The 13,037-nt window shown below is 67.9% G+C and carries 11 protein-coding genes and 1 pseudogene; 1 reads left to right on the top strand and 11 read right to left on the bottom strand.

Translation table 11 applies throughout. From position 1 onward, the window contains the following. Window positions 1–76 precede the first annotated feature (76 nt). From mutM to rsmD, 10 genes and pseudogenes are all read right to left on the bottom strand, one after another. Window positions 77–934, bottom strand: coding sequence for a bifunctional DNA-formamidopyrimidine glycosylase/DNA-(apurinic or apyrimidinic site) lyase (gene mutM / locus VGP60_RS29810; RefSeq protein ID WP_327551461.1), 858 nt, complete (start codon window positions 932–934; stop codon window positions 77–79). A gap of 93 nt (window positions 935–1,027) precedes the next feature. After that, window positions 1,028–1,765 carry a ribonuclease III gene (gene rnc / locus VGP60_RS29815; RefSeq protein ID WP_327551462.1) on the bottom strand — a complete coding sequence of 246 codons (738 nt, stop codon included), beginning with the start codon at window positions 1,763–1,765 and terminating at the stop codon, window positions 1,028–1,030. A 10-nt stretch (window positions 1,766–1,775) separates the two neighbouring features. Further along, entirely contained in the window at window positions 1,776–1,958 is a 183-nt protein-coding gene (gene rpmF / locus VGP60_RS29820) for a 50S ribosomal protein L32 (RefSeq protein WP_327551463.1), read from the bottom strand. 84 nt (window positions 1,959–2,042) lie between these two features. Next, window positions 2,043–2,666 (bottom strand): YceD family protein, encoded by a 624-nt coding sequence (locus tag VGP60_RS29825; RefSeq protein WP_327551464.1) that lies wholly within the window; start codon window positions 2,664–2,666, stop codon window positions 2,043–2,045. A gap of 37 nt (window positions 2,667–2,703) precedes the next feature. Further along, complete coding sequence (locus VGP60_RS29830) at window positions 2,704–3,429, bottom strand: DivIVA domain-containing protein (protein ID WP_327551465.1); 726 nt, start codon at window positions 3,427–3,429, stop codon at window positions 2,704–2,706. A gap of 131 nt (window positions 3,430–3,560) precedes the next feature. Next, complete coding sequence (locus VGP60_RS29835) at window positions 3,561–4,316, bottom strand: hypothetical protein (protein WP_327551466.1); 756 nt, start codon at window positions 4,314–4,316, stop codon at window positions 3,561–3,563. Further along, window positions 4,316–4,837 (bottom strand): SigE family RNA polymerase sigma factor, encoded by a 522-nt coding sequence (locus tag VGP60_RS29840; RefSeq protein WP_327551467.1) that lies wholly within the window; start codon window positions 4,835–4,837, stop codon window positions 4,316–4,318. Before VGP60_RS29840 ends, VGP60_RS29835 begins: the two co-directional genes overlap by 1 nt. A gap of 62 nt (window positions 4,838–4,899) precedes the next feature. Beyond that, window positions 4,900–5,316 (bottom strand): annotated as a pseudogene (locus VGP60_RS29845) (ribonuclease domain-containing protein); the annotation flags it as partial. An 87-nt stretch (window positions 5,317–5,403) separates the two neighbouring features. Continuing rightward, window positions 5,404–5,886 carry a pantetheine-phosphate adenylyltransferase gene (gene coaD / locus VGP60_RS29850; RefSeq protein ID WP_327551468.1) on the bottom strand — a complete coding sequence of 161 codons (483 nt, stop codon included), beginning with the start codon at window positions 5,884–5,886 and terminating at the stop codon, window positions 5,404–5,406. Window positions 5,887–5,937: 51 nt separating this feature from the next. Beyond that, entirely contained in the window at window positions 5,938–6,519 is a 582-nt protein-coding gene (gene rsmD / locus VGP60_RS29855; RefSeq protein WP_327551469.1) for a 16S rRNA (guanine(966)-N(2))-methyltransferase RsmD, read from the bottom strand. A gap of 122 nt (window positions 6,520–6,641) precedes the next feature. Here rsmD and VGP60_RS29860 point away from each other — a divergent pair, with 122 nt between their 5' ends. Continuing rightward, window positions 6,642–8,756 carry a HelD family protein gene (locus VGP60_RS29860; protein ID WP_327551470.1) on the top strand — a complete coding sequence of 705 codons (2,115 nt, stop codon included), beginning with the start codon at window positions 6,642–6,644 and terminating at the stop codon, window positions 8,754–8,756. Between the two features lie 147 nt (window positions 8,757–8,903). Here the strand turns inward: VGP60_RS29860 and VGP60_RS29865 are convergent, their stop codons facing one another. After that, on the bottom strand, window positions 8,904–12,710 hold the full coding sequence (locus tag VGP60_RS29865; protein ID WP_327551471.1) for a helix-turn-helix domain-containing protein: 3,807 nt from the start codon (window positions 12,708–12,710) through the stop codon (window positions 8,904–8,906). Window positions 12,711–13,037 lie beyond the last annotated feature (327 nt).

The following is a 13,037-nucleotide window of genomic DNA, read 5'->3' on the forward strand; positions in this document are numbered from 1 at the left end:
GGGCACTCGACGCCCCCAACGCCGCTTTGGGGGCGTGGCCCGCCACTCAGCACCCGCCGCCGGTGCCGAGCAGGGGTCAGGGGCGGGGGCGGGGTTGGCATTTCGGGCAGGAGAAGGAGGAGCGGTTCATGAACGGGTCGCGGCGGATCGGGGTGCCGCAGCGGCCGCACGGCAGGCCCTCTTGCCCGTAGGCGTCCAGCGAGCGGTCGAAGTAGCCGGACTCGCCGTTTACGTTGACGTACAAGGCATCGAACGACGTCCCGCCGACAACGAGCGCTTCGTTCATCACGTCGGTGGCGGCGGAGATGAGGGTGCGGCCTTGCGGGTTGGTCAGGCGCGTGGTCGAGCGGGCCCAATGCAGTTTGGAGCGCCACAAGGCTTCGTCGGCGTAGATGTTGCCGACGCCGGAGATGAGCGTCTGGTCCAGCAGAGCCCGTTTGACCTCGGTGCGCCGCGAACGCAGGGCCCGCAGGGCGGCTTCGGGGTCGAACTTCGGGTCCATCGGGTCACGGGCGATATGCGCGATGGTGCTCGGCAGGGAATCGCCGTCGACCTCGACCAGGTCGGAGAGCGCGAGGCCGCCGAAGGTGCGTTGGTCGACGAAGCGGAGTTCCGGGCCTTCGTCGGCGAAGCGGACTCGGACGCGGAGGTGCTTCTCGTCGGGCGCGCCTTCGGGCTGGACGAGCATCTGCCCGCTCATGCCGAGGTGCGCGAGAACCGCTTCGCCGTCGGAAAGTTCGAGCCAGAGGTACTTGCCGCGCCGCCGGGCCGCGTTGATCGTGGTGCCCGCGAGACGGCCGGTGAAATCGTCGGCGCCGAGCACGTGACGGCGGATGGCCCGCTCGTGCAGTACTTCGACCTTGGCGATTTCCCGGCCCGCGACATGGGCCTGCAGCCCCAATCGGACGACTTCGACCTCGGGGAGTTCAGGCATGGCTCTATTCTGCTTCAACCCGCGCGCGCCCGAAGACCGCCCCAACGGGGAACACGGCTACACAAATGGGGAACACGGCTACAGGAGTGGGAATCACTCTTTTTCGTCGTTGCCGAGCTCTTCGTTCAGCACGCGCCAAGCCATCTCGGCAGCCTTCTGCTCGGCTTCCTTCTTGGTCGTGCCGTCGCCGTGCCCGAGTTCGCGCCCGGCGACGAACACCGTGGCGGTGAACTCCTTGCGGTGATCCGGTCCGGTGTCCTCGACGCGGTAGTCGGGAACGCCCATCCCGTTGGTCGCGGCGAGTTCCTGGAGGCTGGTCTTCCAGTCCAGTCCGGCTCCCCGCAGCGGCGCTTCGGCCAGCAGGTCGTCGAACAGGCGGTGGACCAGTTTCCTGGCGACGTCGGTACCGTGCGCCACATACGCGGCGCCGATCACGGCTTCCAGTCCGTCGGCGAGGATGCTCGCCTTGTCCCGGCCGCCGGTGAGCTCTTCGCCCTTGCCCAGCAGCAGATGTGCGCCGAGCCCGCCTTCGCCCAGCCTGCGGGCAACGCGTGCCAGTGCGTGCATGTTGACCACGCTGGCACGAAGCCTCGCGAGCTGCCCTTCAGGCAGATCGGGGTGCGTGTTGTAAAGGTGATCGGTGACGACCAAGCCGAGCACCGCATCGCCAAGGAATTCAAGACGCTCGTTGGGCTGAAGCCCACCGTTCTCATAAGCATAAGAACGGTGGGTCAGCGAAAGCGTCAGAAGCTCGTCATCAAAAGTGATGCCGAGCGCTTCCAGTAGCGGCGTGGGATCGGGAGCCGGCCCTCGGGGCGGTTTGCCTCCCATATCGTCCGCCTCAGGCTGGTTCGACGACCTGACGGCCGGCGTGCTGGCCGCACGTCGGGCAGGCGATGTGCTGGAGCTTCGGCTGCTTGCAGGCGCGGTTGGAGCAAGGCACCAGCTGAACCGGAGCCGCCTTCCACTGGCTGCGGCGCGCGCGGGTGTTGGATCGCGACATCTTCCGCTTCGGGACGGCCACAACATCTCCTTATCACGGTCTGCTCGCGCGGGCGAGCATACTCTTTAGATACACCTAGTTAACACTGGATCGAGCTGGTGCTCGTCAGGCTTGCTTATCGGGGCCACTCGCCGCGGTCTCGTCAGAAACATCGGTTTCGTCGAAACGTTCGACCAGCGCGGCCCACCGAGGATCTATCTTCTCATGCCCGTGTCCGGGCTCGAGATCGGCCCACTTGACACCGCAGTCGACGCACAGTCCGAGGCAGTCTTCCTCGCACAACGGCACCAGCGGCATGGCCAGCACGATCGCGTCGCAGACGAGCTGTTCCAGCTCGATCCGGTTGTCGACGAGCCTGCTGATCTCGTCCTCGTCGGTCGTCTCCTCGGTCGTCGAACCGGGGTACGCGTACAGCTCGGTCAGGTCGACGTCGATGTCTTCGGAGATCGGGTCGAGGCAGCGCGAGCAGTTCCCGGTGGCCGTCACCGACGCCGTGCCGGTGAGCAGCACGCCTTCGACGACGGATTCGAGGAGCAGGTCGAGCTCGACCTCGGTGTCTTTGGGCACGACGATGACGTCGGGCACGCCCAGTGCCGTCTCGAGCGGCGCCGAACGGTGGAAGGAACGGCTCAGCCCGGCATGGCGGGCGAGCTCGCGGGTGTCGAGCACCCAGGGGCTGCGGAGGTCCACCCGCGGCGGACGCGGCGGCGGAAGCTTGTCTTCAGACATATCGCAGACAAGTTTACGCGACCGCGAACAGCAGGTCTCAGCCCTGGTAGTCGTAGAGCGCGGTGCGTCCGGTGCCACCCATGCCCGCCGGGGCGCGCAGGTGGTTGCGCCCGGAGTCGACGGTGCGCAGCGTGGTCGCCAGCAGCTCCGAGAATTCCGCGAGCTTGCCGTCGACGTACGCGTCGCAATCGACGCGCTGACGGTCGGCTTCGGCGTGTGCTTCGTCGACGATCCGCGCCGATTCGGCGTGCGCGGCCTGGACGACCTCGGTCTGGGAGACCAGCCGGGCCTGCTCGTTGCGGGCCTCGTCGATCGCCCTGTCGTAGGCGTCGCGGCCGGCCTGGACCATCCGCTCCGACTCGGCGCGTGAGCGATCGGTCAGGCTCTGGTACTCGGCCTGACCCGCGATGACCATGCGCTCGGCTTCGGCGTGCGCGTCCGACATCATCTGCTCCGCGCGTGCCCTCGCCTCGGCCATGATCCGCTCGGCTTCGGCGGCCGCGTCGTCGACGGCTCGCGCCGCTTCGGCGTTGGCCTCCCCGACGGTGCTGTCGGCCTCGGTCCGCGCGGTGTGGATCAGCTGGTCGCGCTTGTCGAGCACGTCCTGAGCGTCGTCGACTTCCTGGGGGAACGCGTCCCGGACGTCGTCGAGCAGCTCGAGCATGTCGCCGCGTGGCACGACACAACTGGAGGTCATCGGCACTCCCCGTGCCTCTTCCACGATCGTGACGAGCTCGTCGAGAGCCTCGAAAACCCGGTACACGGCCACTCCCTAATGCTTAACGCAAGCAATCCCCGTTTCGCTGAGTTCAGTTTGCCCCTACCGGCACCGGATCCGCCGGACGAAGCCAGGGCCGGGCGTGTCCCCCGGGACCACGCCCGGCCCACGGCGGTCTATTCGAGGGAGAAAGCCGGATCGGTGACGAGCTGCGTCAGCTGATCTTCGTTCAGCGGCAGCCGTCCGCGGTCCATCTTGTAGAAGCCCTCTTCGTCCTTGAAGTCATAGCGCTCGGCCAGCAGGCCCGAGACGAAACTGCTGTTCAGAATCCCGATGTAGCCACCGTCGGCCCGGTAGTTGGAGGCGTCCGCACCGGAGTCGTACTCCGAAAAGAGCACCTTGTCGCCGTTGGACTGAGGGACGATCTCACAGCGCGGGCTCTTGCCCGGCTTGCAGATGTCAGTGGCCTTCTTCATGTTGGCCCGCCCTTTGGGGCTGGTGATCGTCACGTTGAACGACGCGGGCCCGGCGCCGTCGCGGAACTCGACGACGGCGGTCATCGTCCCGGGGTGCTGGCCCGGTTCGAGGTCCGGCACAGCGATGTCCGTGGCGTCAGGCAACAGCTTGGGCAGGACCTCGCGCAGATGCTCCAGGTTCCTGAGCAGCTGTGGGTCAGTGGCAGGCGGAAGGCCGTTCATCGGCGGAGGTGCGCTGGGAATGGCGACCTGGGTCGGCGCCTGCGTGTCCCCCGGCCCGAGGAAGGTCACCGCGGAGCCGAGTACGGCGAGGGTCGCCAGCCCGACGCCGATCGTGGCCCGGCGGCTGCGGATCTTCTTGGCGGCCGTCGTCGCCACCTCGTCGGGATCGAATCCCAGCTGCGGTTCGGCGAGCGCCAATCCGCGTAGTCCGTTCACGAGCTGCTTGTCGTCCACTACCTGCTCCTCTCGACGGGGAGCCGCTCGGCTTCCCGTCGCGTCACGGCGGCGCGGAGGACTTCGAGACCCCGCGCGGCCTGGCTCTTGACCGTCCCTTCCGAACAGCGCAGCGCGGTGGCGACCTCCGCGACGGGCAGATCCGCGCAATAGCGGAGCACCACGGCGGCGCGCTGTTTCGGTGGAACCTCGGCGAGGGCGAGAAGCAGTAGATCCGAGATCCCGGTGGGATCCGTGTGCGCACCGGCCGATTCGGGCACGACGCCGTCGCGGTTTTCCTTGCGCCGCCACGGTCGCCGCTGCTCGTCGAGCCAGCAGCGCAGCAGGACCTGCCTCATGTAGTTGTCGACGGGCCCTTTCCGGCTGACCTTCGGCCAGACCCGGTAGAGCTTGATGAGGGCGGTTGGGACCAGATCCTCCGCGAGATGCCAGTCGCCGCACAGGAGATACGCCGTCCGTCGTTGCGACAGCGCCTTCCCCCTGGCGAACTCCCTGAAGCTCGCATCGTCCCCAGTCCTCATCCAGCCTCCTCGTCCGTGTTCCGGTGTTACTCACGGACGAGGAGACCTGATGGGTTGCATTACACGGTAACGACCTTGAAGGAGGCGTAGTGGTCGCCGGTGTAGAAGTACTCGCCCGCGTTGCCGGTGATGATGCGACGGGCGCCGCGGTTCGAAGAGCCAGGCGTCGGGACGGTGTACTCGTGGTAGTACGCGGAGCTACAGGCCGGCAGGATCTTCTCCCGGTTCTGGAAGACGACGCCGTCGTTCTTCGGGTACGGGAACGGGCCGTCGGTCTGGATCAGGTTGTAGGTCGTCGTGGCTTCTTTGGGGAGGCTGGACAGCGCGACGCGACTGAAGCCGGTGAGGTCACCACAGGCGTTCTGCTGGATCGAAACGGGCGCGGCGGACGGAGTCGCTTCGGCCAGTCCCGTCCCGCCGAGGAACAAGAGGACGAAGGCGAACAGGGCGGCGGTAAGGCGTGATTTCCTGTTGGTCATTTTCGGACCGTAACCCGGTGCGGTGAGCTTCGACAGAGCATCGGGGTTAACACTCGGAATGCCTACCAACGGCTTGAGCCAATCGGGTTACGCGAGTTCGGAGAGCCGTTCCTTGAGCCGCGCGAAGACGATCGGAGGCACCAGCGACTCGACGTCGCCGCCGTAGGTCGCCACCTCCTTGACCAGCGAACTGGAGACGAAGCCGTAGACGGGGTTGTTCGCCATCAACAGCGTTTCGACGCCGGAGAGTTCACGGTTCATCTGGGCCATCTGCAGCTCGTAGTCGAAGTCACTGACCGAACGCAGGCCCTTGGCGATCGCGATGATGTCGTTCTCGCGGCAATAGTCGACGAGCAGGCCGTGCCAGGAGTCGACGCGGACGTTGGGCAGTTTCACCGTCGTCTCGCGGAGCATCTCCATCCGCTCCTCGATGGTGAACAAGCCCTTCTTGCTCTTGTTGATCATGACCGTCACGACGATTTCGTCGAAGAGTTCGGACGCACGCTCGATGATGTCGAGGTGGCCGTTGGTAGCTGGATCGTAAGAGCCGGGACAAACCGCACGCCGCATGGACGGACGCTACCAAGCCCGAAGGGGTCGCGCGCGCTCATGCCGCTTGCGTCACATAGTCGTTTCCGCCGTGTTTTCCCCCGGCGCGTACTCGCCCCAGTGCAGGGCGGTGTCGCCGTAGCGCTTGATCCGCATCGGCTCGAAGTTCCCGGGCCAGTCGGGTTCACCGTCACGGGTGGCCCGCTCGATCACCACGAGCGCGCCGTCGGCGACCCAGCCACCGGCGGAAAGCGCGGTGAGGATCGCGCCCAGTTGAGCCGAGTCGACGGCGTAGGGCGGGTCGATCAGCACGAGGTCGAACGGCTGGGTGACCGAACCCGCGACGACGGCCTCGACCTGTCCCGATCGGACGGTGCCGCCCAGGCCGACGTCGGCCACGTTCCCCTTGAGGACGTCGGTCGCCTGCCTGCCCGACTCGACGAACAACACGTCGACGGCCCCGCGCGACAGCGCCTCCAGCCCGAGCGCGCCGGAACCCGCGTAAAGGTCCAGTACCCGGGAGCCGTCCAGCTCACCGGCCACTTCCAGCGCGTTGAACAGCGCCTCACGCACTCGCTCGGAGGTCGGCCTCGTGCCCTTCGCGGGCACCTTGAGCCGCCTGCCGCCCGCCTTCCCGGCCACGATCCTGGTCACGCGTGCATCCTCCCCCACCGGCGTCGCGGAGTGCACTACATGACACTTGACGAACGTCCAGCCGGGAACGCGTAGAGTTCTTCTTCGCCCTCGAAGGCGTTTGAACTGCTTAGGAGCGATGAGTGTCGGAACCTCGGGTCAGACGGGCCGAGATCGCCATCGAGCAGTCCCATGTCGATCGGGTGTACACCCGGCTCGGGGAACTGCGTACGCAGGCTGAGGCCATGCGGTCGAAGGGGTATGAGATCGGCCACGGGGCCGGTCGGGAGGCTATTTTCGAGCAGGCGTCGATGCTGTTCGAGCGCGACATGATGGTCTTCCACGCGAACCAGACGTTGCAGACGCTGGACGCCGAGTACGAAGGACTGGTGTTCGGCAGGCTGGACCATCTGGACACCGAGGTCGACTACGTCGGCAGGCTCGGCATCCGCGACGCGGACTTCAACAACCTGGTCACCGACTGGCGCGCGCCGGCGGCCGCGCCGTTCTACCAGGCGACGGCCGAAGAGCCGATGAGCGTCATCCGGCGCCGGGTCATCCGCAGCTCCGGCCAGAACGTGCTGGACGTGGACGACGACGTGCTGATGGCCGACGCGGTGCCGGACGGCATGCAGATCGTCGGCGAAGGCGCGTTGATGGCCGCGCTGGGCCGGTCGCGCGGCGAGAAGATGCGCGACATCGTCGCGACCATCCAGAAGGAACAGGACGAGATCATCCGGGCGCCGTGGCGCGGGATCACCGAGATCACCGGTGGCCCGGGTACCGGCAAGACGGCCGTCGCGCTGCACCGCGCCGCGTACCTGCTGTACCGGTATCGCCGTCAGCTCGGTGGCGCCGGGGTGCTCGTCGTCGGCCCGTCCGGGGTCTTCACCAGCTACATCGAGCGCGTGCTGCCGTCGATGGGTGAGACGAACGTCGAACTGCGCGCGCTCGGCGAAGTCCTCGACGGCCTGAACGCGACCCGGCAGGACGCCGCGCCGCTGGCCGCGATCAAGGGGTCGCTGCGCATGCGCAAGCTGCTCCTGCGGTCGCTGCGCGAAACCCCGCCGGACGCGCCGACGAACATGCGGATGGTCTATCGCGGCGAGGTCCTCAAGCTCGACGCGAAGGACCTGGAGAAGGTCCGCCGCCGCGTCCACACCGCGGGCGCGCCGCCGAACCGGTCCCGGATCCGCGCGGCCGAGATGCTGCTCGAAGCGCTCGCCACGCGGGCCGACGAGCACGCGAAGGAGGACGGCAAGTCGTTCGACAAGGCCGAGCTGATCTACGAGCTCGGCGACCGGATCGAGTTCCACCGGTTCCTCGTCGAGTGGTGGCCGGTGCTCTACCCCGCGCAGATCCTGCGGTGGATGTCGGACGAAAGGCGGCTCGCCAGCGCGGGCAAGGGACTGCTGAACCGGGGCGAGATCTCCTTGCTGGCCAAGGATCTTGGCGACCGTTCCCGCGGCTGGTCGGTGGCCGACGTCGCGCTGCTCGACGAGCTGCGCGTGCTGATCGGCCCGGAGCCGAAACGGCGCCGCCGTCAGGAAATGGTCGAGGTGAACCCGTCGCGGTCGAGCAGCGGGACACACCGCGCCGAGCACTACGACGAGTACTCGCACGTCGTGGTCGACGAGTCGCAGGACCTTTCGCCGATGCAGTGGCGGATGGTCGGCAGGCGCGGCAAGTACGCCAGCTGGACGGTCGTCGGGGACCCGGTGCAGAGCTCGTGGCCGGATCCCGCCGAGGCCGCGCAGGCCCGCGACCAGGCGTTCGGCCAGAGCGCCGCGCGCCGCCGCTACACCCTGCGCACGAACTACCGGAACTCGAAGGAGATCTTCGACCTCGCCGCCAAGGTCGTCGTCGGCCACGCCGGCGAGGACGACCTGCCGCAGGCCGTGCGCACCACCGGGCTCGTGCCGGAGGTACGGGCGGTCGAGGCCACCGGGATGGAAGCGGCCGTGCAGGCGGCGTCCAAGGAACTGATGGACACCGTCGAAGGCACTGTCGGCGTGATCACCGCGATGGATCGCGTCGAAGAGGTGGAGCGCTGGCTCGCCGGTCAGGTCGACGAGCGGCTCAAGGTCGTCGGCAGCCTCGATTCCAAGGGACTCGAGTACGACGCCGTGGTCCTGGTCGAACCGAACGACCTGATCACCGAGTCGACCACCGGGCGCCGGGTGCTCTACGTCGCGCTGACCCGCGCGACGCAGCAGCTCACCGTGCTCGCGTCCAACCCGGACTGGCTGCCGCACTGAGTTCGTGAGTGCGTAACAGTGCTCAGAACGGTGGGTGGCAGGGCTCGACTTGGGTGGGTGCCTCGTGGCTTGTCGTTGATGCCGTGAAGGGAACCTTGAGGGACTCTGAGTCCCTCAAGGTTCCCTTCACGGCGTTCCGGTAGCCACTCACGACGGACACGGTGGGTGGTAGTCGACGCCGGGGAAGTATTCGGCCCACTCGGCGGGCGTGATCTTCGGCGAAGCGATGTCGCAGATACGAGCGGCGACCTCGTCGGTGCCGACTTGCCACATCCGCACGGTCCGGTCCGAGCCGGCGGAAGCGAGCGTCTTGCCGTCGGGGCTGAACGCGATTTGGTAGAGCCGGTCGGTGTGCCCGACAAGGACGGCCGAAAGCTGCGGCGTGCTGCCGGTGACGTCCCACAGTTGCGCGGTGCGGTCGGCGCTGCTGGTCGCCAAAGTGCGGCCGTCGGGGCTGAAGGCGACCGTGTCGACGGAGTCGGTGTGCTTGGTGAGGATCACGGGCGTGCCGGGTTTGCGCGGGTCCGTGATGTCCCAGAGCCGGGCCGTGCGGTCCTGACCCCCGGTGGCCAGGGTGCGGCCGTCCGGGCTGAACGCCACGGAGAACACGGCGTCGGTGTGCCCGGTGAGCGTGGAAAGCGCACCGGGGTGCGCGGGATCGGCCACGTTCCAGAGCCGCACGGTGTCGTCCCAGCTCGTCGTCGCGAGAAGCCGGCCGTCATGGCTGAAGGTGACCGCCTGGACGTCGTCGGCGTGCGGGTCGAGGCTCCCGAGTTCCTTCGGATTCCGGATGTCCTCGACGTTCCACAGCTTGACCACGCGCGTGTCGCCGACGGCCGCCATGACCCGCCCGTCCGGACTGAACGCCACCGCGTCGACGTCGATGGCGTGGTCCATGGTGACGATCGGCGGGCCGATCTTGGCCGGATCGCTGATGTCCCACAGCAGAAGTTTGCCGTCCCAGCTGCTGGTGGCGAGGGTTTTCCCGTCCGGCGTGAACTCCACCGCGCAGACGCCGTCGATATGGCCGGCCAGCGTCGCGAGTTCGCGCGTGTTGTGTGGGTCGGAGGTGTCCCAGAGTTTGACGACCTTCTCGTTGTCGCGCCCGCCGGTGGCCATCAGCCGCCCGTCCGCGCTGAACGACACCTCGCACACGCGGGCGTCGTGGCCGGTGAGCACCGGTCCCGGGCGGTCCCACAGCCACGCCGTGTGGTCGTCGCCGGAGCTGACCAGCGTGCGTGCGTCCCTGCTGTACGCCACCGAGACGACGGATGCCGTGTGCCCGGTCAGGACGGTGCTTTGCTTGGGAGCGCGGAGATCGGTGATGTTCCAGAGCCGCACGCTGCGGTCCACGCTCGCCGACGCGAGCTCGCGGCCGTCCGGCCGGAACGCCACCGAGCGCACGATGCCCGTGTGACCCGTGAGCGTCGAAAGACCGCTGGGATCGGCGGGATCGCTGACGTCCCACAGGCGCGCGGTCATGTCGACGCCGCCGCTGGCCAGTGTCCGGCCGTCCGGGCTGAACGAGACCGAGTTGACCTGGCCGGTGTGTCCGGCCAGTTCTCTGGGCGGGTCAGCCGATCCCACGGTCCAGATCCGGACGATCTTGTCGCTGCCGCCGCTCGCGACCAGGCGCCCGTCGGGGCTGAACGCGACGGCGTTGACGGTGCCGGTGTGCCCGGCCAGCTCGGTCGTCCGGCCGGGACGGCTCGGGTTCGTGAGGTCCCAGAGCCGGACGAGACTGTCGTTGTCGGCGGTGGCCAGTATCTTGCCGTCGGGGCTGAACGCCAGCGCGCGGACGTTGTCGGTATGCGCGGACAGCGCCGAAAGCCCGCGCGGGGTGCCCGGGTCGGTCACGTCCCAGATCCGGACGGTGTGATCCCAGCTGCCCGTGGCCAGCGTGCGCCCGTCGGGGCTGAAGGCGAGGCCCTCGACGTTGCCGGTGTGGCCGATGAGCGTCGACAGCTCGCGCGGGTGGTGCGGATCGGAGACGTCCCACAGTTTCGCCGTGGTGTCCCAGCTCGCCGTCGCCAGTACTTTTCCGTCCGGGCGGAAGACGGCGGCGTTGACGTTGTCGGTGTGCCCGGTCAGCTGGGTGGCGTACGGCATGGCCAACGTGCTGAGCAGGCCGCCGCGAGCGTCCGTGCCGGGGACGAGCTGATAGGCGGCCAGGCTCAATTGGACGGCCAGCGCCGGGTTCGCCGCACGCAGCAAAGTCGCCTGGTGCGCGACCTTCTGCGACAACGCCGAGTTGCGCTGTTCTGTCGCCGTCTTCCCCGCCGAGACGGCGAAAACCGTGGCGGAGACAGCCAAAACGAGCAGCACGGCGAGCAGCGCGACGAGCTGTCGCAGCCTTCGTGTGCTGCGCCGGGCGACGTCCTGTTCCCGGGTTTCCGCGGCGAGGCTCGCGTCGAGGAACGCCTGTTCGCGAATGGTCAGCCCGCGGTCCTCGTCGACGGCCCAGTCGCGGGCGCGGGCCAGGCGGGTGCCGCGATAGAGGGCGCCGGTGTCGCGGTCGACGGCTTCCCAGACGCCGGTCGCCTCGGTGAGTTCCCGGTGGACGCGCAGGCCTTCACGGTCTTCGGTCAGCCAGCAGCGCAGCCGGGGCCAGCTGCGGATGAGCGCTTCGTGCGCGATCTCGATGCTGTCGTCGTCGAGGGTGATCAGGCGGGCGCTCGCGAGGCTGCCGAGCACCACGGTGACGTCCGGGTCGTCGTTGTCGAGCTCGCTCGCGGTGATGCGGCGCTTGGTGTCCTCGGTACCTTCACCGAGCGCGGTCAGGCGCAGGAAGATCTGGCGCGCGAGGTGTTTCTGGTGGTCGTTCAGGGTGGTGTAGGTCAGCTCGGAGGTCTGCGCGACGGCCCGCTCGATACCGCCTGTCGACTCGTAGCCGGCCAGGGTGAGCGTGGTGCCGCGACGGCGTTGCCATGTCTCCAGCAGCGCGTGCGAAAGCAGCGGCAGGACCCCGGGCTGGCCGGTGGCGTCGGCGATCAGCCGGGAGACGAGCGCGGTCTCGACGCGGTTGCCGGTGCTGATGGCCGGCTGGGTGATGGCGAGGCGCAGCTCCTCCGTGGTCATCGGGCCGACCAGGATCTGCGACTCCTGCAGGACGTTGACCAGTTCCGGATGCTGCGCGCAATGCGTGTAGAAGTCAGTGCGCACGCCGAGCACGACCCGCGTCCGGCTGTGCGGCTCGGTGGTCGCGGCGACCAGTGCGGCGATGAACCGGGCGCGCTCCTCGGCGTCGTGGCAGAGGGTGAAGACCTCTTCGAACTGGTCCACGACGAGCACGAAATCGCCGTCGGCGGCTCGCGCGGCGAGGAGCTGACGGGCGACGAGACCGAGATTGCGCGGCTCGGCGGTGAATTCCGTGAGCAGGCCACCGGGCGCGAGTCCCAGTTCCGCGCCCATTCTGACTGCGCATTCCTGCAACGGATGCGCACCCGGAGTGAGCAGAAGAGTCGTATCCGTCTTCACCGCGGGCAGTAAACCGGCGCGCAATAACGAGGATTTACCCGATCCGGACGCGCCGAGCACGGCGACAAACCGATTCCGGGAAAGTCTTGAAACGATTTTCTCGACCAAGGGTTCGCGGCCGAAAAAACGGTCGGCGTCTTCGGGCCCGAACGGCGTCAGACCGGCATAGGGCGGGACGGCGTTCTCAGTACCGGAGTTGTTCGGCCGGCCGTCACCGTCGGCGGTGATGGTATGCCAGCGGGCTTCCCACTCGGCTTCGTCGCCACCGCAGGCTCGGACGTAGGCCAGGGTCACGGCCAGGCTTGGCAGCTTGCGGCCACCGGCGGCTTCCGACAGCGTCCCCGCCGAATAATGGGCCCGGCGTCCCAGTTCCCGATAAGCGAGTCCACCGGCCTTTTCCCGGAGCAGGCGAAGGTCCGCCGCGAACTCCCGCAGCGCGTCGTCACCGTCGTCGAGCGGCCGCTCCGGACGAGGCACGGGACCTCCCTTCGTCGAGTCACCCGTGTTTTCCGCGGGTTCCGGGTTGTTCAGAGGTTGTTGTTCGGTGCCCGGCTCCTGACACCGAACAACTTATCCGCAGTAAAACAGTGCATCGGGCGCGCCCCTGCCGGGAAGGGACCTACCGGCAATACGTGCGTCTGAATTTCAAACAAAGGGGTGCATTGTGTTAATCAATTTCCACTGGGGAAGTTCACTCACAGCCCTCTCCGCCGACGCCGCGACCATCGGCACGGCATAGGGACCGCCGGGGGGGGCGGTCTTCTCGGGGAGTGCCGCCGGACGGCTGGGGGCGTCCGGCGGCAC

This window comes from Amycolatopsis sp., assembly GCF_036008905.1.
In the GTDB taxonomy this organism is placed as follows: domain Bacteria; phylum Actinomycetota; class Actinomycetes; order Mycobacteriales; family Pseudonocardiaceae; genus Amycolatopsis.

Bases quoted from the DNA above. Each gene is read 5' to 3' on its own strand.
- mutM (WP_327551461.1), bottom strand. From the start codon at position 934: ATGCCTGAACTCCCCGAGGTCGAAGTCGTCCGATTGGGGCTGCAGGCC.
- rnc (WP_327551462.1), bottom strand. From the start codon at position 1,765: ATGGGAGGCAAACCGCCCCGAGGGCCGGCTCCCGATCCCACGCCGCTA.
- VGP60_RS29840 (WP_327551467.1), bottom strand. From the start codon at position 4,837: ATGAGGACTGGGGACGATGCGAGCTTCAGGGAGTTCGCCAGGGGGAAG.
- VGP60_RS29825 (WP_327551464.1), bottom strand. From the start codon at position 2,666: ATGTCTGAAGACAAGCTTCCGCCGCCGCGTCCGCCGCGGGTGGACCTC.
- coaD (WP_327551468.1), bottom strand. From the start codon at position 5,886: ATGCGGCGTGCGGTTTGTCCCGGCTCTTACGATCCAGCTACCAACGGC.